Source organism: Bacillus sp. FSL K6-3200, assembly GCF_038630485.1.
Taxonomy (GTDB): domain Bacteria; phylum Bacillota; class Bacilli; order Bacillales; family Bacillaceae; genus Bacillus; species Bacillus safensis.
In genome coordinates this window covers 3427669-3444672 of the sequence record NZ_CP152032.1, presented here as the reverse complement: position 1 = coordinate 3444672, position 17004 = coordinate 3427669, and the positions used below count along the sequence as shown (strand labels likewise).

Annotated in this window: 26 protein-coding genes; 17 read left to right on the top strand and 9 right to left on the bottom strand. The window is 39.5% G+C overall.

All coding sequences use genetic code 11. The annotated features are described in order from the left end of the window. Positions 1 to 106 precede the first annotated feature (106 nt). Positions 107 to 955, top strand: coding sequence for an STAS domain-containing protein (locus MHI60_RS17705; protein WP_111292992.1), 849 nt, complete (start codon positions 107 to 109; stop codon positions 953 to 955). Between the two features lie 31 nt (positions 956 to 986). Here MHI60_RS17705 and MHI60_RS17700 read toward each other — a convergent pair whose 3' ends face one another. Next, the gene (locus tag MHI60_RS17700; RefSeq protein WP_095408609.1) at positions 987 to 1529 is read right to left on the bottom strand and encodes an IseA DL-endopeptidase inhibitor family protein; all 543 of its coding nucleotides are present in this window, start codon (positions 1527 to 1529) and stop codon (positions 987 to 989) included. 298 nt (positions 1530 to 1827) lie between these two features. On the opposite strand from MHI60_RS17700, the gene MHI60_RS17695 reads away from it, so the two are divergent. Then, positions 1828 to 2277, top strand: a complete 450-nt coding sequence (locus MHI60_RS17695) for a hypothetical protein (protein WP_095408610.1) — start codon at positions 1828 to 1830, stop codon at positions 2275 to 2277. A gap of 47 nt (positions 2278 to 2324) precedes the next feature. Here the strand turns inward: MHI60_RS17695 and lexA are convergent, their stop codons facing one another. Further along, positions 2325 to 2945, bottom strand: coding sequence for a transcriptional repressor LexA (lexA, locus tag MHI60_RS17690; protein ID WP_034283422.1), 621 nt, complete (start codon positions 2943 to 2945; stop codon positions 2325 to 2327). Between the two features lie 159 nt (positions 2946 to 3104). Here lexA and yneA point away from each other — a divergent pair, with 159 nt between their 5' ends. The 6 genes from yneA (at position 3105) to MHI60_RS17660 (ending at position 7520) form a co-directional block, all read left to right on the top strand. Beyond that, positions 3105 to 3416 carry a cell division suppressor protein YneA gene (yneA, locus tag MHI60_RS17685; protein ID WP_024425130.1) on the top strand — a complete coding sequence of 104 codons (312 nt, stop codon included), beginning with the start codon at positions 3105 to 3107 and terminating at the stop codon, positions 3414 to 3416. A 17-nt stretch (positions 3417 to 3433) separates the two neighbouring features. After that, positions 3434 to 4081, top strand: a complete 648-nt coding sequence (locus MHI60_RS17680; protein ID WP_073979991.1) for a recombinase family protein — start codon at positions 3434 to 3436, stop codon at positions 4079 to 4081. A gap of 69 nt (positions 4082 to 4150) precedes the next feature. Beyond that, positions 4151 to 4381, top strand: coding sequence for a DUF896 domain-containing protein (locus MHI60_RS17675; protein ID WP_048240230.1), 231 nt, complete (start codon positions 4151 to 4153; stop codon positions 4379 to 4381). Positions 4382 to 4568: 187 nt separating this feature from the next. After that, a complete protein-coding gene (gene tkt, locus MHI60_RS17670; RefSeq protein WP_095408611.1) occupies positions 4569 to 6572 on the top strand; it encodes a transketolase in 2004 nt (667 codons plus the stop codon). 198 nt (positions 6573 to 6770) lie between these two features. Beyond that, positions 6771 to 7217, top strand: coding sequence for a sporulation inhibitor of replication protein SirA (sirA, locus tag MHI60_RS17665; RefSeq protein WP_144485323.1), 447 nt, complete (start codon positions 6771 to 6773; stop codon positions 7215 to 7217). An 84-nt stretch (positions 7218 to 7301) separates the two neighbouring features. Then, on the top strand, positions 7302 to 7520 hold the full coding sequence (locus tag MHI60_RS17660) for a YneF family protein (protein ID WP_003212379.1): 219 nt from the start codon (positions 7302 to 7304) through the stop codon (positions 7518 to 7520). Positions 7521 to 7782: 262 nt separating this feature from the next. Here the strand turns inward: MHI60_RS17660 and MHI60_RS17655 are convergent, their stop codons facing one another. After that, positions 7783 to 7950 carry an aspartyl-phosphate phosphatase Spo0E family protein gene (locus tag MHI60_RS17655; protein ID WP_008343814.1) on the bottom strand — a complete coding sequence of 56 codons (168 nt, stop codon included), beginning with the start codon at positions 7948 to 7950 and terminating at the stop codon, positions 7783 to 7785. Positions 7951 to 8164: 214 nt separating this feature from the next. Here MHI60_RS17655 and MHI60_RS17650 point away from each other — a divergent pair, with 214 nt between their 5' ends. Both MHI60_RS17650 and MHI60_RS17645 read left to right on the top strand, forming a co-directional pair. Next, positions 8165 to 8872: a cytochrome c biogenesis protein CcdA gene (locus MHI60_RS17650; protein WP_144485325.1), complete on the top strand. Its 708-nt coding sequence runs from the start codon at positions 8165 to 8167 to the stop codon at positions 8870 to 8872. Positions 8873 to 8966: 94 nt separating this feature from the next. Continuing rightward, positions 8967 to 9449: a CcdC protein domain-containing protein gene (locus tag MHI60_RS17645; RefSeq protein WP_047203110.1), complete on the top strand. Its 483-nt coding sequence runs from the start codon at positions 8967 to 8969 to the stop codon at positions 9447 to 9449. A gap of 22 nt (positions 9450 to 9471) precedes the next feature. On the opposite strand, the gene MHI60_RS17640 is transcribed toward MHI60_RS17645, so the two are convergent. The 4 genes from MHI60_RS17640 to sspO all read right to left on the bottom strand — a co-directional run bounded on the left by MHI60_RS17640 (position 9472) and on the right by sspO (position 10975). Then, complete coding sequence (locus tag MHI60_RS17640) at positions 9472 to 9900, bottom strand: DUF2621 domain-containing protein (RefSeq protein WP_024427086.1); 429 nt, start codon at positions 9898 to 9900, stop codon at positions 9472 to 9474. A 261-nt stretch (positions 9901 to 10161) separates the two neighbouring features. After that, on the bottom strand, positions 10162 to 10563 hold the full coding sequence (locus MHI60_RS17635) for an Hsp20/alpha crystallin family protein (RefSeq protein WP_144470636.1): 402 nt from the start codon (positions 10561 to 10563) through the stop codon (positions 10162 to 10164). 102 nt (positions 10564 to 10665) lie between these two features. After that, the gene (locus tag MHI60_RS17630) at positions 10666 to 10812 is read right to left on the bottom strand and encodes a small acid-soluble spore protein P (protein WP_003211331.1); all 147 of its coding nucleotides are present in this window, start codon (positions 10810 to 10812) and stop codon (positions 10666 to 10668) included. Between the two features lie 16 nt (positions 10813 to 10828). Continuing rightward, a complete protein-coding gene (gene sspO, locus MHI60_RS17625; protein ID WP_034283440.1) occupies positions 10829 to 10975 on the bottom strand; it encodes a small acid-soluble spore protein O in 147 nt (48 codons plus the stop codon). 220 nt (positions 10976 to 11195) lie between these two features. Between sspO and acnA the strand changes: the two genes are divergently transcribed. From acnA to MHI60_RS17590, 7 genes are all read left to right on the top strand, one after another. Continuing rightward, positions 11196 to 13925 (top strand): aconitate hydratase AcnA, encoded by a 2730-nt coding sequence (acnA, locus tag MHI60_RS17620; RefSeq protein ID WP_095408614.1) that lies wholly within the window; start codon positions 11196 to 11198, stop codon positions 13923 to 13925. A gap of 66 nt (positions 13926 to 13991) precedes the next feature. Next, positions 13992 to 14495, top strand: coding sequence for a TlpA disulfide reductase family protein (locus tag MHI60_RS17615; protein ID WP_111291030.1), 504 nt, complete (start codon positions 13992 to 13994; stop codon positions 14493 to 14495). A gap of 73 nt (positions 14496 to 14568) precedes the next feature. After that, a complete protein-coding gene (locus tag MHI60_RS17610) occupies positions 14569 to 14694 on the top strand; it encodes an FbpB family small basic protein (RefSeq protein ID WP_003211002.1) in 126 nt (41 codons plus the stop codon). Between the two features lie 51 nt (positions 14695 to 14745). Next, entirely contained in the window at positions 14746 to 14889 is a 144-nt protein-coding gene (locus MHI60_RS17605; protein ID WP_008357830.1) for an acid-soluble spore protein N, read from the top strand. 13 nt (positions 14890 to 14902) lie between these two features. Further along, positions 14903 to 15145: a small acid-soluble spore protein Tlp gene (gene tlp, locus MHI60_RS17600; protein ID WP_144470638.1), complete on the top strand. Its 243-nt coding sequence runs from the start codon at positions 14903 to 14905 to the stop codon at positions 15143 to 15145. A gap of 106 nt (positions 15146 to 15251) precedes the next feature. After that, entirely contained in the window at positions 15252 to 15674 is a 423-nt protein-coding gene (locus MHI60_RS17595; protein WP_144470640.1) for a thioesterase family protein, read from the top strand. A 3-nt stretch (positions 15675 to 15677) separates the two neighbouring features. Further along, entirely contained in the window at positions 15678 to 15989 is a 312-nt protein-coding gene (locus MHI60_RS17590; RefSeq protein ID WP_111291034.1) for a hypothetical protein, read from the top strand. Between the two features lie 39 nt (positions 15990 to 16028). Here the strand turns inward: MHI60_RS17590 and MHI60_RS17585 are convergent, their stop codons facing one another. Both MHI60_RS17585 and plsY read right to left on the bottom strand, forming a co-directional pair. Next, positions 16029 to 16316: a HesB/YadR/YfhF family protein gene (locus MHI60_RS17585; RefSeq protein WP_024425145.1), complete on the bottom strand. Its 288-nt coding sequence runs from the start codon at positions 16314 to 16316 to the stop codon at positions 16029 to 16031. A 98-nt stretch (positions 16317 to 16414) separates the two neighbouring features. Further along, the gene (plsY, locus tag MHI60_RS17580; protein ID WP_024425146.1) at positions 16415 to 16996 is read right to left on the bottom strand and encodes a glycerol-3-phosphate 1-O-acyltransferase PlsY; all 582 of its coding nucleotides are present in this window, start codon (positions 16994 to 16996) and stop codon (positions 16415 to 16417) included. Between the last annotated feature and the right edge of the window lie 8 nt (positions 16997 to 17004).

The following is a 17004-nucleotide window of genomic DNA, read 5'->3' as shown; positions in this document are numbered from 1 at the left end:
TATCATCAGAGCCTATTCGAGATAGCAGGGACAAAAGATTCAGTGGTACAATCAATCTATAAGGTACGAAGACTGACAAGAAGAAAATGTGAAGGGACATATGCTTATGGATAAGAACCGTGCATTATACGATTTTTTTATGCAGCATGCAGAGAAGCTGACTGAAACATGGTATGAATCAATTGAGGACGATGATGCAGAATCCATATATCGTTCAACAGATTCCAGCATCATAGCAGAGCTAAAACGGCAGAATCAAGATTATTACCAGCATTTTATACGAGCTATTATTGAAGACAAGACGTATTTACATACTGAATTTAAAAAATGGTCTGAGGACTTAGCCAGTGATCCGAAGCACTTAAATACACCATTAGATTACGTCGTGAGAGAATACATGTCCAATCAAAGAGTGGTTCTGTATTACTTAAAAGAATTTATAAAACAGCGTCAAGATGAAATTGATATTGACCGCATCTTTTATTGGTATGATTTAATTTCCGAAGCGTTTAACATTTCAATCCATGTGTTTATCCAGCAATATGTGAAAAATACCACGAAGAAGCTTGTGGCTCAAAGAGATATGATTTACGAATTGAGCTCACCGGTGATTGTCTTAAAAAGCCAGATTGCGTTATTGCCTTTAGTAGGTGACATTGACACAGCTAGAGCAAAGATTATTTTAGAAAATACGCTAAAACAGTGCTCGCAAAAAGGTGTTCAGCATTTATGTATAGATTTATCGGGTGTTGTCATTATTGATACAATGGTGGCTCATCAAATCTTTGATCTTGTCACGTCACTTCGATTAATTGGAGTAGAGACGACCATTTCAGGGATTAGACCAGAAATTGCCCAAACAGCAGTGCAGCTCGGGCTTCCTTTTAATGAATTTCGCACGGCATCATCACTTGCTCACGCGCTGGACCGCATGACCGAATTTTCTCCAATATAAAAACCAGGCCGATGAAAGGCCTGGTTTTTATTTAGATGACAGCGTCAATTTTAGTTACTTTCCAATCTTTTTGTACTTTTTCGTACGTTACAGTTCGTTTTACTTTGCGTCCATCAAGTGTTGGGACTGTGAATTCATATGTGCGGATCGTTTGTTTTTTTGAAACAAGTTTAGGTGTGGCTTTTTCCCAATTAAGCATGTTGTCTCCGTCACCGACTGGAACAGCCATTTTGCCTTTATGAACAATGAACTGATAATCTTTTAAACCATGTTTGATGGCATCTTTAGTGAAAACTTGAGATAGATAGCTGTTTAATTTTTTCTTTGTATCAAATGTTTTAGAAAGATAGTTGTACGTCATATCTTTATAGCTAAATGATTTTAATTTGTAATCAGAATGTTCTTTAATTTTGTAGCCTGACATTGCACTCCAAAAATGTTCTCTTGCATCAAGGGCAATATGTAACGCTTCTTTATTTGTCAAAGCGGCTGATTTCTTGGAAGCGGCCAATGTTGTCGTTTGTAATGAGATCATAAGCATAATAGCAGTTAATAAAACAAATAATTTTTTCAAGGCAATTGCCTCCTTTTCTCAATGAAAACTTCTTATGTTACAAATGTTACAATAATTACAGTGATATTACAAGTATTAAATCTAAATGTTCTTTTATTTCTTTTGTTTCTAATTATATAACGTTTGAGGGAGACAAAAAGTTTTCATTTTTTTTATTTTTCTTCTTAATGATTATTTAACCGTTCTAAAGAAGAATGAAACGTCTTTTGGAAAAATTTCTATTTAGACGTTTAACACACTCTTTTTTATTTATGACATATACTGTCGTGATGAATGTCTAAAGAAAGTGGTGTTTCGTATGTATCAACCGTATGAAGGTGTGTATAATGGGTATTCATATGATAGGCAGATGCAAGGATTTCCATCTGTTGGTATTCCTCAAGGTGGAGGGTTTCCTGGGTTTCCGATAGGAGGAGGAGGTACTTGGCCAGGGCAAGGTTCAGGCGGACACTCAGCACCGCCGGCACCGCCGCAGCATATCATTTCCCAGTATCAGCAAGCACTCTCTCAGCCACAAAGTATGCAGTCGCTTATATCTGGGCAAGGTGTAGGCGGAGGCCATCAAACTGTACAATTTGCAGCGGGATGTAATAGAAGATGGACGATTGTGTTATTGAGAAACGGTCAAGTATTTTTAATGTATATCCTTTCGTCACAGCCATTTGGCCGAACTACTGGCTTTATATGGCCGAACTTTACATTTGGTTCCTTCCCAAGTTCAAGTATTCTTGCCTATTCTTGTGCATAAAAGAAAAAGCCGGTTCTCATCAGCAGCTGATGAAATACCGGCTTTTTTTAATGAATATTTCGAAATACGCCAATCACTTTACCTAGTATACTCACATTCTGTAAAATAATCGGTTCCATTGATGGATTCTCTGGCTGTAATCTAAAGTGTGTATTTTCTTTATAGAAACGTTTCACTGTCGCTTCATCTTCCTCTGTCATGGCGACCACAATATCTCCATTGTTAGCGGTGCTTTGCTGACGCACAATGACATAGTCCTTGTCCAAAATGCCTGCATCAATCATACTTTCTCCCATAATTTCAAGCATAAACACTTGTTCATCTGGTGCTGCAAAAGTCTCTGGAAGAGGGAAGTATTCTTCTACATTCTCAACAGCCGTGATAGGCAGGCCGGCTGTTACTTTTCCGATGACTGGGACGTTCATTACAGCACTCTTTGGAATATTCATTTCCTCTTCATCTAGTACTTCGATCGCTCTAGGTTTTGTCGGGTCTCTTCTAATTAAGCCCTTTGTTTCTAGTCTAGCTAAATGTCCATGGACCGTTGAACTGGATGCTAGACCGACAGCTTCTCCAATTTCACGGACGGATGGGGGATAACCCTTGCTTTTTACTTCATCTTTGATGAATTTTAGGATATCGAGTTGTCTTTTTGATAGCTTCGTCATCTTTTGCACCTCAAAACGTCAATTTTAAAGAAATTATAGCATGTTTTTCCTAACAGTACAAACATAGGTTCGAAAAAAACGTTTGACAGAAACGTTTGTTCGTATTTATAATGAGTGACAGAAAGAGCGAACACATATTCTATTAGGAGAGATGACATTATGAGGTTAAAAGAATCTATTATTTTTATTGGGGTATTCTCATTCATCGTTGGCATATTTCTCTCACTTATTGCAGTCACAAGCCATAATGATTCAAATCAGTATGTTAAAATAGAGGTTCAATCAGGTGATACTCTTTGGGGGTTAGCTGATCAAGTAAATGATAGCAAATCAATCGACAAAAATGCATTTATTGACTGGGTCACCGAACACAATGATCTTGCTTCAACAGAAATCCAGCCAGGAGACATTCTTGTCATACCCGTCAAAAAAGAGCATCCAGTCGTATATCAACTTGCAACAGTACAGTAGAAAGGTCGATTTTAGACATGAACGCAATCATTTATGCGAGAGTAAGCACTGTCAAAGAAGAGCAGGAAACCTCGCTGAAAAGACAAGAAGAAGAACTGCTGGCGTTAGCTGCTATGCACAAGATGAATGTGGTCAAAGTCATCAAAGAAAAAGCAAGTGGATACGATCTAGATCGTGATGGTGTGTTTGAAATGCTTGCTGCACTGAAGGAAGAGTCAATTGACGCCGTTCTTATCCAAGATGAAACACGTCTTGGAAGAGGACAAGCAAAAATTGCGCTTCTTCATTGTCTATTTAAAGAGAACGTAAAGGTATACAGTGTGTTTCATAGAGGAGAGCTTGAGCTTTCAGAAGCAGATGAAATGGTCATTGAGATTGTAGGAGTCGTCGAAGAGTACCAACGGAAAATTCATAACCTGAAAATCAAGCGGGGGATGAAAAGGGCTGTTGAGCGCGGATATCAGCCTGAACTGAATTTAAGGCAGCAGGACCATGCACCTGGCCGTGAACGTATTGAAGTACCGATTTCAGAAATTGTTCGATTAAGAAAAAACAACATGACGTTCGCCGAAATTGCCGCAACTCTTCAGGCATTAGGTTTTGACATTTCAAAAGCAACGGTGCATAGAAGGTATCAGGAATACGAAAAAGGCCTTACCACCTAAAGCGTGATTTGTTGTCAAAATGATTGATATTTAGTAGTATGTAGAGAAAATGCTTTAAAGGAGTTTGTCATGATTTCTAAAGAACAGCTTGCAAGAATAAATGAGCTTTCAAAAAAGTCGAAAGAGACCGGTTTATCAGACGCTGAAAAAACAGAACAAAAGAAGTTGAGAGAAGAGTATTTGAAAGCTTTTCGTTCTTCTATGAAAAATACACTTAAAACCGTTAAAATCGTTGACCCTGAAGGAAACGATGTCACACCAGAAAAATTAAAAAGAGAAAAAGATCAGAACCTTCATTAAGGCTGTGATTTCTTGAATTTTGAAAAGATGGGAAGAATATTCTCGTCTTTTTTCATATTTGCATAACTTTTTAGGTGATCGATAAACTAAATGTGACAAAATCCTTCTTTTTCAGCGTGAAATAGTTGTGAAAAAAGGACAGTAGATTTATGATAATGGTGTACACAAGATACGGAAGGGGATTTATATGGAAACGATTGAATTGAAATCTATTGCAACAATACGTACTCTCTCCATAGACGCAATTGAAAAAGCGAATTCCGGTCACCCAGGAATGCCGATGGGTGCTGCACCAATGGCATACGCTTTATGGACGAATCACTTAAACGTAAGTCCGCAAAATCCAAATTGGTTCAACAGAGACCGCTTTGTTTTATCTGCAGGACATGGTTCTATGCTTTTATACAGCATGCTTCATTTAAGCGGATACAACCTGAGCATCGAAGATTTAAAACAATTCCGCCAATGGGGAAGCAAAACACCTGGACATCCTGAATTTGGACATACAGAAGGCGTAGATGCGACAACAGGTCCTTTAGGCCAGGGAATTGCTATGGCCGTAGGAATGGCACTTGCAGAAAGACATCTTGCGGAAACGTATAACAAAGACAACTTTCATGTTGTAGATCACTATACATACAGCATTTGCGGAGATGGAGACTTAATGGAGGGGATTTCCTCTGAAGCTGCTTCACTTGCTGGTCATTTAGGCTTAGGCCGTTTAATCGTTCTTTACGATTCAAATGACATTTCTTTAGATGGCGACCTAGATCGTTCATTCTCTGAAAATGTGAAGAATCGTTTTGAAGCGATGAACTGGGAAGTTCTTTACGTGAAAGACGGCAACAACATCGAAGAAGTAACAGCTGCTATTGAAAAGGCGAAACAAAGCACAGACAGACCTACATTAATTGAAGTGAAAACAACGATCGGTTTCGGGTCGCCAAACCGTGCGGGAACGTCTGGTGTGCATGGTGCACCGCTTGGCAGTGAGGAAGCAAAGCTGACGAAGGATGCTTACTCTTGGACGTTTGAAGAAGATTTCCATGTACCTTCTGAAGTGTACGATCATTTCAAAGAAGCTGTAAAAGACGCAGGACAGAAAAAAGAAGCAGCGTGGAATGAGCTGTTTGCGCAATACGAAAAAGAATATCCAGAGCTAGCAGCACAGCTGAAGCTTGCGATTGAAGGAAAACTTCCTGAGAATTGGGATCAAGAGGTTCCTGTTTATGAAGCAGGTTCAAGCCTTGCCTCCCGCGCATCTTCAGGCGAAGTGTTAAATGGCATTGCGAAGCAAGTACCTTTCTTTATTGGTGGTTCGGCTGATCTTGCTGGATCAAATAAAACAACGATTAAAAACACGGACGATTTCGGAAAAAATAATTATGCCGGCAAAAACATTTGGTTCGGTGTCAGAGAATTTGCAATGGGTGCTGCGCTCAATGGTATGGCACTTCACGGCGGTCTTCGTGTATTCGGCGGAACGTTCTTTGTTTTCTCAGATTACTTAAGACCAGCGATTCGTCTTGCTGCCTTAATGGGACTTCCAGTCACATACGTCTTTACTCATGATAGTATCGCTGTTGGTGAAGATGGTCCGACGCATGAGCCGGTTGAACAGCTTGCTTCATTGCGTGCGATGCCTAACCTTTCAGTTATCCGCCCAGCAGATGGAAATGAAACAGCTGCAGCGTGGAAACTAGCTGTATCTTCAACGGATAAACCGACTGCACTAGTTCTTACTCGTCAAAACCTTCCAACGATTGACCAGGCACCAGAGAAGGCATATGAGGGAGTAGAAAAAGGTGGATACGTTGTGGTTGAAGCAGCTGATGCACAGCCAGAAGCACTTCTACTCGCTTCAGGATCTGAGGTTGGTTTAGCGATTGAAGCGCAAAAGGCACTTGAAAAAGAGGGTATCCGCGCGTCTGTTGTCAGCCTTCCTGCATGGGATCGCTTCGATCAGCAGTCAGACGAATACAAAGAATCCGTTCTTCCTAAAGCAGTGCGTGCACGTGTTGCGATTGAAATGGGCGCTTCACTTGGCTGGGAGCGTTATACTGGCCTTGATGGTGACGTGATTGCAATTGATAAATTTGGTGCTTCTGCTCCAGGTGAAACCATTATCGAGAAATACGGATTTACTGTCAGCAATGTAGTCAGCCGCGTGAAAGCGAAGCTGAATAAATAAACGATCTTCAAGCATCATGCTTTTTTGCTATCTGTTTGCAGAGCATTTTCATCCGCTCTGCAAACTTTTTTCTTTTTTCTTGTTTTTTTGACAAAACTAGTTTCTTCTTGCTTCATATATAGACAATTCTTTCTTTCACATTTTTGTATAATACAAGCAATAAATGAGATTGACGAAATGTGAAAGGAAGGGATAGACATGGAACGCCATTATTATATTTATTGGATTGAGGATGAATTTGCGCATCACTATTTTGGCAGAGAATCAATTTTGTTTCATTTGTTTGAGTCGTTACACTGGACGAACCGCACTGACGATGAGTTGGTTATGCTTGTGAAGCAAGTGGATTATGTGACGAAACGAATCCCTGCTTTTCATATGCACCAGCGTCTAATGAATAACTTAACGAACATTCACTATACACAAATAGGCTCGATTTACAGCGCCTCCTTACCAGATGGAAAAGGAACTGCAGCATTTATTATAAAAGACAGGTATATCCAAATGTCTGCCACTGGCAGTTATGAGGCAGAAACGGTGTTTTTTGAAGTGCTGAGAAAAATCAGCCCTTGTTTTCTTGCGATGGACTTTAGTTCAAAGAAGCACGGGTGGCTTAATCCAGTAAAAGTGAGGAATTTTGTTTAAAAAAATAAAATTGAACGTGAAATGTTGTATAATAGCCTTTTGTTTAGTACACTTTATACGAGACAACATGAAGGAGGAAGAATTATGGATTTATGGGTTGTCATCCTTGTAGGCGTTGTTGCACTGCTTGCAGGAGTTGCACTCGGATTCTTTATTGCTCGTAAGTATATGATGAGCTATTTGAAAAAGAATCCACCGATTAATGAACAAATGCTTCGAATGATGATGATGCAAATGGGCATGAAACCGTCCCAGAAGAAAATCAATCAAATGATGAAAGCCATGAACAACCAAGCGAAATAATACGTACGATATTATGATCATAGATGGAACATGGTTATAAAGAATGGACAAGCGTTGTCCTTTCTTTATTCAATTCACCTTCATCAGACGCTTAAAACCACTGTACTTGCATGAATGAAGCAGGGAAGGTGGTTTTTATTATGGCGTCAAGCAGCATGTAAAAAAACAAAAAACCCCTATGTCAGAGGTTTTTGTTTCGTTTATGGTCACCATATCAACTGTTTTAATAATTGTGCGGCATGTTTGATATCATGAAGTATGATTAGTTGGCTGAGTTTGAGTGTAAGTGTCGTTGATATTGTAAGAGGAGATGATCTAGCTGCTGGCTATGTTCGATGGTCACTGTTGATGTCATCCCATTGTGCAAGACAACTTTCATCAGCTCTTCTCTTTTCTCTTCGATTTGAGTTAATAATGATGTTTTTACCAAAGTCATGTTCCTTTCATGCAAATCTTGATAAAAAGAATCGATTCTATTATATCCATTTTAAGGTTTATTTTCAAATTTAAAGGATTCATTATCTTGATGTCAAATTAAATTATATAAGGTTTTAAGAGAATAGACCATCTTTATTGAGGTGATGTAAAAAAAATGAAATGATTTTGTCATCTCTTATTGTATATTGTAAGAAGGGGGTGTTCTTTTGACAGATTTGAATTACTTTTTAGCATTTGGAGCAGGATTTCTTTCTTTTATTTCACCGTGCTGTCTGCCGCTTTATCCAGCGTTTTTATCGTATATTACGGGCGTTAGTATAGATGAAGTGAAATCTGAGAAGGTGATGCTGAGAAGAAGAAGTCTGCTTCATACATTATTCTTTTTAGTTGGGTTCTCTATTATATTTATTGCGATTGGCTTTGGGACATCGTTTGTCGGGAAGTTTTTTAATGATTATCATCAAGCGATTCGTCAAATTGGAGCCATCCTCATTATTTTCTTTGGTTTTATGACTCTTGGCGTATTTAAGCCCTCTTTCCTCATGGGCGAAAAGAGAATACAGTTCAAAAATCGTCCTGCTGGTTTTTTTGGATCCATTCTCATCGGAATGGGCTTTGCCGCTGGATGGACACCTTGTACTGGACCTATTTTATCCGCTGTCATCACACTGGCAAGTAACAATCCTGAGTCGGCGGTCATGTATATGATTACGTATATATTTGGATTTGCCGTCCCGTTTTTTATTCTCTCCTTTTTCATTACGAAAATGGGGTGGATCAGAAAGCGTCAGCAGCTCATCATGCGAATTGGCGGGATCATTATGATTGTGGTAGGGATTTTGCTGTTCTTTGATCTTCTCACATGGATTATCATCATGTTCTCATCATTGTTTGGTGGCTTTACAGGCTTTTGAAATCGTTTTCTACAGTCGCGGCGAATGGTTTTTTTTCGTCAATTGGAGTATATTATACATAGGCTGACCTTAAAGAATAAAGGAATGATTTGATATGATGATTTTGATCTCTTCTATAATAGCGATATGTATGGCGGTGGCCGTCATGTTTATTCGCATTAAGTCATCTGCAAAACCTGCAACTGCGAAAAAAATTATTTTACCTCCTATTTTCATGAGCACTGGTGCACTGATGTTTTTTGTTCCTATGTTTCGGGTAACTGGAGCTGAATTTCTAGAAGCGATCACAGTGGGGATGTTTTTCTCTATATTTTTAATCAAAACATCAAAGTTTGAAATTAGAGGCAATGACATCTACTTAAAGCGTTCAAAAGCATTTGTGTTCATTCTCATTGGACTTCTTGTCCTTCGTATCGGAATGAAGACCATCCTGAGTTCTTCTATTGATTATGGTTCATTAAGCGGTATGTTTTGGATTCTTGCCTTTGGCATGATCGTGCCTTGGCGCGTTGCCATGTATTTGTCGTTTAGAAAGCTGTCCAAACAATTAGATCCGCAGCAGATTCAAATGAATTAAACCTCCTTTTTAAAAAAGGAGGTTATTTTAATAACGATTCATATGGCGAGTGATCAATGTTTTTTTCTTGAAGGCGCTTCAGTAAAAACTTATGATCCCGCTTCGGTGTAGCCATAATGTAGCCGCGAATGATTAAGTCTAAATTAATGCTGGCAGCCTGTTCTTTTAATGCCAGCTCGCCAATTTTACCCGCAATTTTTTCTTTGGCAACATCTCTAAACAGCTCTGGAACAGGCAATACGAGTTCATTTAACAGCTGTTTGTCCTCATCCCGCCATAGGTGAAGGCTCTTTTGAATATATTCATCCTGCCAATCAAGTTCTGATTTCCCATCTTCCTTTGGTAATCGTTTTAAAAATTTACGAAACATAAAAAAGCCACCGATTGCGAGTAATCCGATCATCACTGTACCCCAAAATAAAATGAACCACAAAAACCAGCCGCTTAACATGTTCTCACTCCTTATACCCCTTATCTCTCTATTTTATATTACATGAAGAGAGGATAGAAGAAAATAACAAAAATGTATGTCTATTATCTCTATAAACGCCCTTTTTCATTGATAGCCGCCCATTTACTAGAATGACCCAAACCAATCAATAGAAAAAGAATACATTATCATATAGCGACTCTACTATTTGGCCATGGTGGTTCGCAAAAGGTATTGACTTGAAACGAACGGAAGAGAGCCCACCTAAATAAAGGTGGGCTCTTAATGTTTGAAGTGCGGGATTTGAAAGGAAAATGCACCGTTTGGATGGTCGGAACATTTTTTAATTTTTATCGATATGATTCGGTTTTCATAATCTGTTTCAATGTCTTTGTCGTTTAAATAAAAAGGGAGCATCACGCTTTTTTCAATTGACTGTTCGCCTTCACCATTTGGTTTTTGTACTGTGTAAGTCATCGTCAGCTCATGTCCAGCGAAGGTCAGTTTTACATCAGTGATCGATAGGGTGGAGACATCGATTTCGATAATATAGTCACGGCTTGTTTCATAAAGATCAATTGGGAGGTGTTCATCATACCAGGCAAATGGATCATCCATTAAAACATTGAGCCAATCATCTATTTCAAGAAAATCAGAGGAATTCGATTGCTTTTCATTCTCCATAAACACTCCTCCATCACATCTCATAATAAATCATATGATGAAAATGGAAATGTGTGAAAGACCTAAAACATCCCGTTTGGTCACGGGATGAGAGGGGAATGTTTACATATCATGATGTGAATTGTGCTTTTGTCTTGTATGGTTGCGGTTTTTCACTTTTTTACTGCCTGATAATGGCTCAGGCTGTCCGCCTTGATGCTCCTTAGGAGAGTTTTGACGGATGTCTTTCCCTGTGTTTTTATTCGTCATGATTTTTGGCTCCTTCTTATTGATTCTTTTTGCGTTTTTTATTGTTTTGTCTTTGTTCTTCTGTTAAAACGAGTTGATCATCTTCCGTATAGCCTGCGCCATTACCCTGGCTTTTGGCTGCGTTCATGCCATTAATGACATGATTAGCTTTGCGTTTTGTCATGTTATATCACCTCATTTGTAGTATGAGCCCGCCCCGCTTCGTTTATGAAGAGTAATCATTTCCTGATGATAAGTTAAACTTATTGAATTTAATAAAAGCATTGTTATTTACTTATGTATGAATTTGTTTTAAGATGAAATTGTGAGAAAATTGTGGTGAAATACGACGATTTTTCTGAGAATTGAAATTGATCTTGATCATCAAAAGGGGGATTTTGGACATGTCGAAACAGCAGCAAGTCGCTAAACAAGACGCTTTTCAATCTAGAAAAACGTTTTCGACAAATGGGAAAACGTATCACTATTATTCGTTAGAAGCACTAGAGAAACAAGGAATCGGAAATGTTTCTAAGCTGCCTTATTCCATTAAGGTACTTTTAGAATCAGTGCTTCGCCAAGTAGACGGTAGAGTGATCAAGAAGGAACACGTTGAAAACTTGGCAAAATGGGGAACTGCCGAGGTAAAAGAAATTGATGTTCCATTTAAACCTTCTCGTGTTATTTTACAAGACTTCACGGGTGTACCAGCCGTCGTTGACCTTGCTTCTTTAAGAAAAGCAATGGCAGATGTAGGCGGGGATCCGGATAAAATCAACCCTGAAATTCCAGTTGACCTTGTTATTGACCACTCAGTACAAGTTGATAAAGCTGGAACTGAAGATGCATTAAACATTAACATGGATTTAGAATTCGAACGTAACGCAGAGCGTTATAACTTCCTTAGCTGGGCAAAGAAAGCGTTTAATAACTATCAAGCTGTGCCGCCTGCAACAGGAATTGTTCACCAAGTGAACTTAGAGTATCTTGCAAGTGTTGTTCATGCGATTGAAGAAGATGGCGAGATCATCACTTACCCAGATACATTAGTTGGTACTGACTCTCATACAACGATGATTAACGGTATCGGTGTACTTGGATGGGGCGTTGGCGGTATCGAAGCGGAAGCTGGTATGCTCGGTCAGCCTTCATACTTCCCAGTACCAGAAGTTATTGGTGCTAAATTAGTTGGAGAGCTTCCAAACGGAACAACTGCAACTGACCTTGCACTAAAAGTTACACAAGTTCTTCGTGAAAAAGGCGTAGTTAACAAATTCGTTGAGTTCTTCGGACCTGGTGTTGCACAATTGCCGTTAGCAGATCGCGCAACAATTGCGAACATGGCGCCAGAATACGGTGCTACTTGTGGATTCTTCCCAGTAGATGAAGAAGCGCTTGCTTACCTTCGCCTTACTGGACGTGATGAAGAGCAAATTAATATCGTTGAAGAATATTCTCGCGCAAATGGCTTATTCTATACGCCAGATGCAGAAGAGCCAATTTTTACAGATGTTGTGGAAATTGATCTTTCTCAAATTGAATCAAACTTATCTGGTCCAAAACGTCCACAAGATTTGATTCCACTTTCTCAAATGAAAGAGACGTTCCATAAACACATCGAAAGCCCAGCTGGTAACCAAGGGTTTGGCTTAGATAAATCAGAGCTTGATAAACAAATCGAATTTGATCTTTCAAACGGTGAAAAAGCTGTGATGAAGACAGGTGCGATTGCGATTGCGGCGATTACGAGCTGTACGAATACATCGAACCCATACGTTTTAATCGGAGCAGGTCTTGTTGCGAAGAAAGCAAGTGAGCTCGGTATGAAGGTGCCAAACTACGTGAAAACGTCACTAGCGCCAGGTTCTAAAGTTGTAACAGGATACCTTGTGAATTCAGGACTTCTTCCATATTTAAGAGACCTCGGATTTAACATTGTTGGCTATGGCTGTACAACATGTATCGGAAACTCAGGACCGCTTGCACAAGAAATTGAGGATGCTGTCTCTGAAAACGATCTGCTGATCACTTCTGTTTTATCAGGTAACCGTAACTTTGAAGGTCGTATCCATCCGCTTGTGAAAGGGAACTACCTTGCATCTCCACCATTAGTTGTGGCTTATGCACTTGCTGGTACGGTGAATATTGATTTAACAAAAGACCCTATCGGTGTCGATAAAAATGGCGAGAACGTTTATTTCAATGACATTTGGCCATCAATGGATGAAATCAACAGCGTCGTTAAAAGCACTGTTACACCTGAGCTATTCCGTTCAGAGTATGAAACTGTGTTTGACAACAATGACCGCTGGAATGAAATTAAAACGACGGATGATGCATTGTACAAATGGGATGAAAATTCCACATACATTGATAACCCGCCATTCTTTGAAAACCTATCAGTTGAACCTGGTAAAGTTGAACCGCTTAAAGGCTTGCGCGTCGTTGCGAAGTTCGGTGACTCTGTCACAACTGACCATATTTCTCCTGCTGGAGCGATTGGTAAGGACACACCGGCGGGCAAATACTTGCAAGAAAGAGGCGTGTCGCCTAGAGACTTTAACTCATATGGGTCTCGCCGTGGTAACCACCATGTTATGATGAGAGGTACTTTTGCAAACATCCGTATTAAGAACCAAATTGCACCAGGAACAGAAGGCGGATATACAACCTACTGGCCAACTGGTGAAGTGACATCGATTTATGATGCATGTATGCGTTATAAAGAGGATGGAACAGGTCTTGCGATTTTAGCAGGTAAAGACTACGGAATGGGTTCTTCACGTGACTGGGCCGCAAAAGGAACAAACCTTCTTGGAATTAAATTTGTTCTAGCTGAAAGCTTTGAGCGTATCCACAGAAGTAACCTTGTCTTCATGGGCGTACTTCCTCTGCAGTTTAAAGACGGAGAAAGTGCAGAAACTCATGGCCTAACAGGAACAGAAACATTTGAAGTTCATGTTGACGAAACAGTTCGTCCGCGTGATCTCGTCACTGTGAAAGCAATTGACACAGATGGAAACGAGAAAACGTTTGAAGTAGTGGTTCGCTTTGACAGTGAAGTCGAAATTGACTACTATCGTCATGGCGGTATCCTTCAAATGGTACTTCGCGAAAAATTGGCAAGCAACTAATTCAGCAAAGAAGAGAAGGCGATCTAACAGCTTTCTCTTCTTTTTTAAAATAGTGGAGGATCAATCATGTGGAAAAAAGGAATGGCAAGCGCTGTTTTACTTGTGTTGATTGGTTTACTTGCATGGAATTTATTTGGGCCAAAAGAGCCTGCAATCGGTCTTGAAAAAGGGGATCAAGCCCCTGATTTTGAACTGAAAACCCTTGACGGCAAAACCGCCTCGTTATCTGATTACCGAGGGAAAAAGGTGCTCGTCAATTTCTGGGCGACATGGTGTAAGCCGTGCAGGACGGAAATGCCGGATTTAGACGCGATTAGGAGCGAAAATGACGGGGTCGAAGTACTAGCGGTGAATTTGACGACCACTGAAAAGAGTGTGGATCATGTGGCAGCATTCACAAAAGAATTAAAGCTGAGCTTTCCTGTTTTATTGGACCAAAAAGGCATTCAAGCAAGATATCAGGTGCTTTCATACCCAACGACATACATATTAGATGAAAAAGGACGCATCATGTCTGTGAAGCATCAAATGCTGACAAAAAAAGAAATTGAAAAAGAGCTGGATCTATAATGATTCAGCTCTTTTGCTTATTTTCTAAATGTTTTGGCGAAAATGTAATCATACATATATGGAGGTGAGTGGAATGAGAAGAAGAAAACGACGCACATTTGAAGAGCTTGTGCTTGAAAATAAAAAAGAATTATTAAGCAATGAGGAATTTTTAAACCAGCTTGAAGAAAAGTTGGAAGAGCGATTTAGACAGAAATAAGTTATGAATTATCCGTTTTCGTTCATCCTAAAGAAGAGGGAGGGATGAATGATGGGTAGAGAGCATGATAAACAAGCGCAGTTTACACCAGACCATTTAGGGACAAAACCTGTAGCATACAAACGGAATAAAGGTAAAAAGATGCATAATAAATCAAATGAACAGCCTGATGTGATACAGACGAAGGGCGAATAAGGAGGGAATCGTGATGAATGACAAGTCATATCAATCCAATCCAGATGATCGTTCTGATAATGTTGAAAAGCTGCAAGATATGATCGAGAACACACTTGACAATATCGATGAATCTGAAGCAGCGATGTCCCTTTCGACAGATGCAGAAAAGCAAATGATCAAACAAAAAAATGAAAACCGCAAAATGAGTATTGATGCGATGCGCTCTGAAATCAAGGACGAAGAATCGGCAAGAAAGAATGGCTATACCGAATAAACCAGGGATTCCTGGTTTATTTTGTTTCCTCTTTTAGAAGAACCATTTGGAATGTGGTAAAATGGCAGAGACAGACCTTAGGTTTTGATAGGAGAGCGATGAAAACGTGTATATATCAAAAAAAGAAATAGAAGTCCGTTATGCAGAAACAGATCAAATGGGCATCGTGTATCATGCCAATTATTTAGTCTGGATGGAAGTTGGCAGAACAGCATTGATTAAAGAATTAGGTTTTTCCTATGCGCAGCTAGAAGCAGACGGTGCTCTTGCACCTGTGATAGACTTGCAGGTTCAATATAAAAAACCATTGCTGTATGGTGAAACAGCAACCGTTCATACATGGATTGAAGAATATAATGGTGTCAAAACGGTGTATGGGTATGAAATTCAAAAACCTGATGGACAAACAGCGATTACAGGGACAACCTCGCATATTTGTGTAGATAAAAACACCTTTAGACCTATTCAATTTAGAAAAGCCTTTCCTGCCTGGCATAAAGTATATGAACAGTCGAAGAAACAGGTATAATCCATGGCTTTTGGTATTAAACGAAACGATTTAAACGCTTGGAAAACAGCTGTCCAGCAAGGGAAAGTTGCTTTTTTAACACACTATTGGCTTGATGACCGTTTTCCAAATGCCAATACCGTCACAAAAGCAGCCTGTCAGGATATGAAGCAATTAGTTGAGTGGGGAGAAAGACACGGATTAAAAAAAGAATGGATCCATGACCGCGCAGGGTTTCCTCACTTTGACTTGATCGGAGAACCGCAAAAAAGAATTCTGCAAAAGGAACGGTCTTTAGGAAACATTCAGGAGTATGGACTGTATATTGAAGTGTAAAACAAAAAAGATACCCGAGGGATGAGGTATCTTTTTTGTTTATTCATAATGAAATTCTGGTTCTTTCACGGACTCGTTATAATCAATATGCAGATCATGGTTGTCAAAGTACCAAATATCACTTTCCTCAATAAAGAAAGTAATACCTTCTATTTCAGCGGTTGCGCCGGCATTTTGAGGTTCATCTTTTGCGACGCCGAGAGAAAAGCCTTTTTGTACATTACTGCACCCGCCATATCTCACAAAAAAGCGAACTTGATCACCTTTTTCTAAATCTAATTCATCTTTGTACCAATTGAGTGCATCTTCTTTTATCGTTAATTTCATTGTGATCGCCCCTTTTTGAAGTCATGCTGTTTTTTAAAATGCAGGATGCAAAAACAGCTTTTCTTTACTTTTACCACATATTTAAATGGATGAAACGGCTAGAGCCATTTGATTTTCGGTTCAGTTTTGTTGAGAATTCGTTTGAGGTTGGCGATGTGTCTGTAGATCACAAAGCCAGCAAGAACGGCAACAACAATGATTAAGAATAGGTCTTTGGTGAATATGCTGTAAATGAATGTATAGATCCCGGTCAGCATAGATGATAGTGAAACATATTTACTAATGTATAAAAATAAGAAAAAAGCAGCGATCATCGTGATAAATAGGAATGGGGCATAAAATAGCAGCACACCGCCTGATGTAGCGACTGCTTTTCCCCCTTTAAATTTTGCAAAGACAGGAAAGCTGTGACCGATAACAGCAGCAACTCCTGCTAATAAGGGATGGATGTCCAGCTGCATGAAAAACGGTAAAGCTGAAGCAAGCGTCCCTTTTAGGATATCAGCAGTAATCACAATAGACCCTGCTTTTACACCAAGTGTACGAAATGCATTCGTCGCACCTAGGTTTCCGCTGCCATGTTCACGGATATCGATTCCCTTTGCAGCTTTCCCGACAATGAGACCGGATGGAATACTGCCGAGAAGATAAGCCAAAATAAACATCAAAGCAATTAACATCTGCATAA

Bases quoted from the DNA above. Each gene is read 5' to 3' on its own strand.
- MHI60_RS17705 (WP_111292992.1), top strand. From the start codon at position 107: ATGGATAAGAACCGTGCATTATACGATTTTTTTATGCAGCATGCAGAG.
- MHI60_RS17695 (WP_095408610.1), top strand. From the start codon at position 1,828: ATGTATCAACCGTATGAAGGTGTGTATAATGGGTATTCATATGATAGG.
- lexA (WP_034283422.1), bottom strand. From the start codon at position 2,945: ATGACGAAGCTATCAAAAAGACAACTCGATATCCTAAAATTCATCAAA.
- yneA (WP_024425130.1), top strand. From the start codon at position 3,105: ATGAGGTTAAAAGAATCTATTATTTTTATTGGGGTATTCTCATTCATC.
- MHI60_RS17680 (WP_073979991.1), top strand. From the start codon at position 3,434: ATGAACGCAATCATTTATGCGAGAGTAAGCACTGTCAAAGAAGAGCAG.
- MHI60_RS17675 (WP_048240230.1), top strand. From the start codon at position 4,151: ATGATTTCTAAAGAACAGCTTGCAAGAATAAATGAGCTTTCAAAAAAG.
- tkt (WP_095408611.1), top strand. From the start codon at position 4,569: ATGGAAACGATTGAATTGAAATCTATTGCAACAATACGTACTCTCTCC.
- sirA (WP_144485323.1), top strand. From the start codon at position 6,771: ATGGAACGCCATTATTATATTTATTGGATTGAGGATGAATTTGCGCAT.
- MHI60_RS17660 (WP_003212379.1), top strand. From the start codon at position 7,302: ATGGATTTATGGGTTGTCATCCTTGTAGGCGTTGTTGCACTGCTTGCA.
- MHI60_RS17645 (WP_047203110.1), top strand. From the start codon at position 8,967: ATGATGATTTTGATCTCTTCTATAATAGCGATATGTATGGCGGTGGCC.
- MHI60_RS17640 (WP_024427086.1), bottom strand. From the start codon at position 9,900: ATGTTAAGCGGCTGGTTTTTGTGGTTCATTTTATTTTGGGGTACAGTG.
- MHI60_RS17635 (WP_144470636.1), bottom strand. From the start codon at position 10,563: ATGGAGAATGAAAAGCAATCGAATTCCTCTGATTTTCTTGAAATAGAT.
- MHI60_RS17630 (WP_003211331.1), bottom strand. From the start codon at position 10,812: ATGACGAATAAAAACACAGGGAAAGACATCCGTCAAAACTCTCCTAAG.
- sspO (WP_034283440.1), bottom strand. From the start codon at position 10,975: ATGACAAAACGCAAAGCTAATCATGTCATTAATGGCATGAACGCAGCC.
- acnA (WP_095408614.1), top strand. From the start codon at position 11,196: ATGTCGAAACAGCAGCAAGTCGCTAAACAAGACGCTTTTCAATCTAGA.
- MHI60_RS17615 (WP_111291030.1), top strand. From the start codon at position 13,992: ATGTGGAAAAAAGGAATGGCAAGCGCTGTTTTACTTGTGTTGATTGGT.
- MHI60_RS17610 (WP_003211002.1), top strand. From the start codon at position 14,569: ATGAGAAGAAGAAAACGACGCACATTTGAAGAGCTTGTGCTTGAAAAT.
- MHI60_RS17605 (WP_008357830.1), top strand. From the start codon at position 14,746: ATGGGTAGAGAGCATGATAAACAAGCGCAGTTTACACCAGACCATTTA.
- tlp (WP_144470638.1), top strand. From the start codon at position 14,903: ATGAATGACAAGTCATATCAATCCAATCCAGATGATCGTTCTGATAAT.
- MHI60_RS17590 (WP_111291034.1), top strand. From the start codon at position 15,678: ATGGCTTTTGGTATTAAACGAAACGATTTAAACGCTTGGAAAACAGCT.
- MHI60_RS17585 (WP_024425145.1), bottom strand. From the start codon at position 16,316: ATGAAATTAACGATAAAAGAAGATGCACTCAATTGGTACAAAGATGAA.
- plsY (WP_024425146.1), bottom strand. From the start codon at position 16,996: ATGTTAATTGCTTTGATGTTTATTTTGGCTTATCTTCTCGGCAGTATT.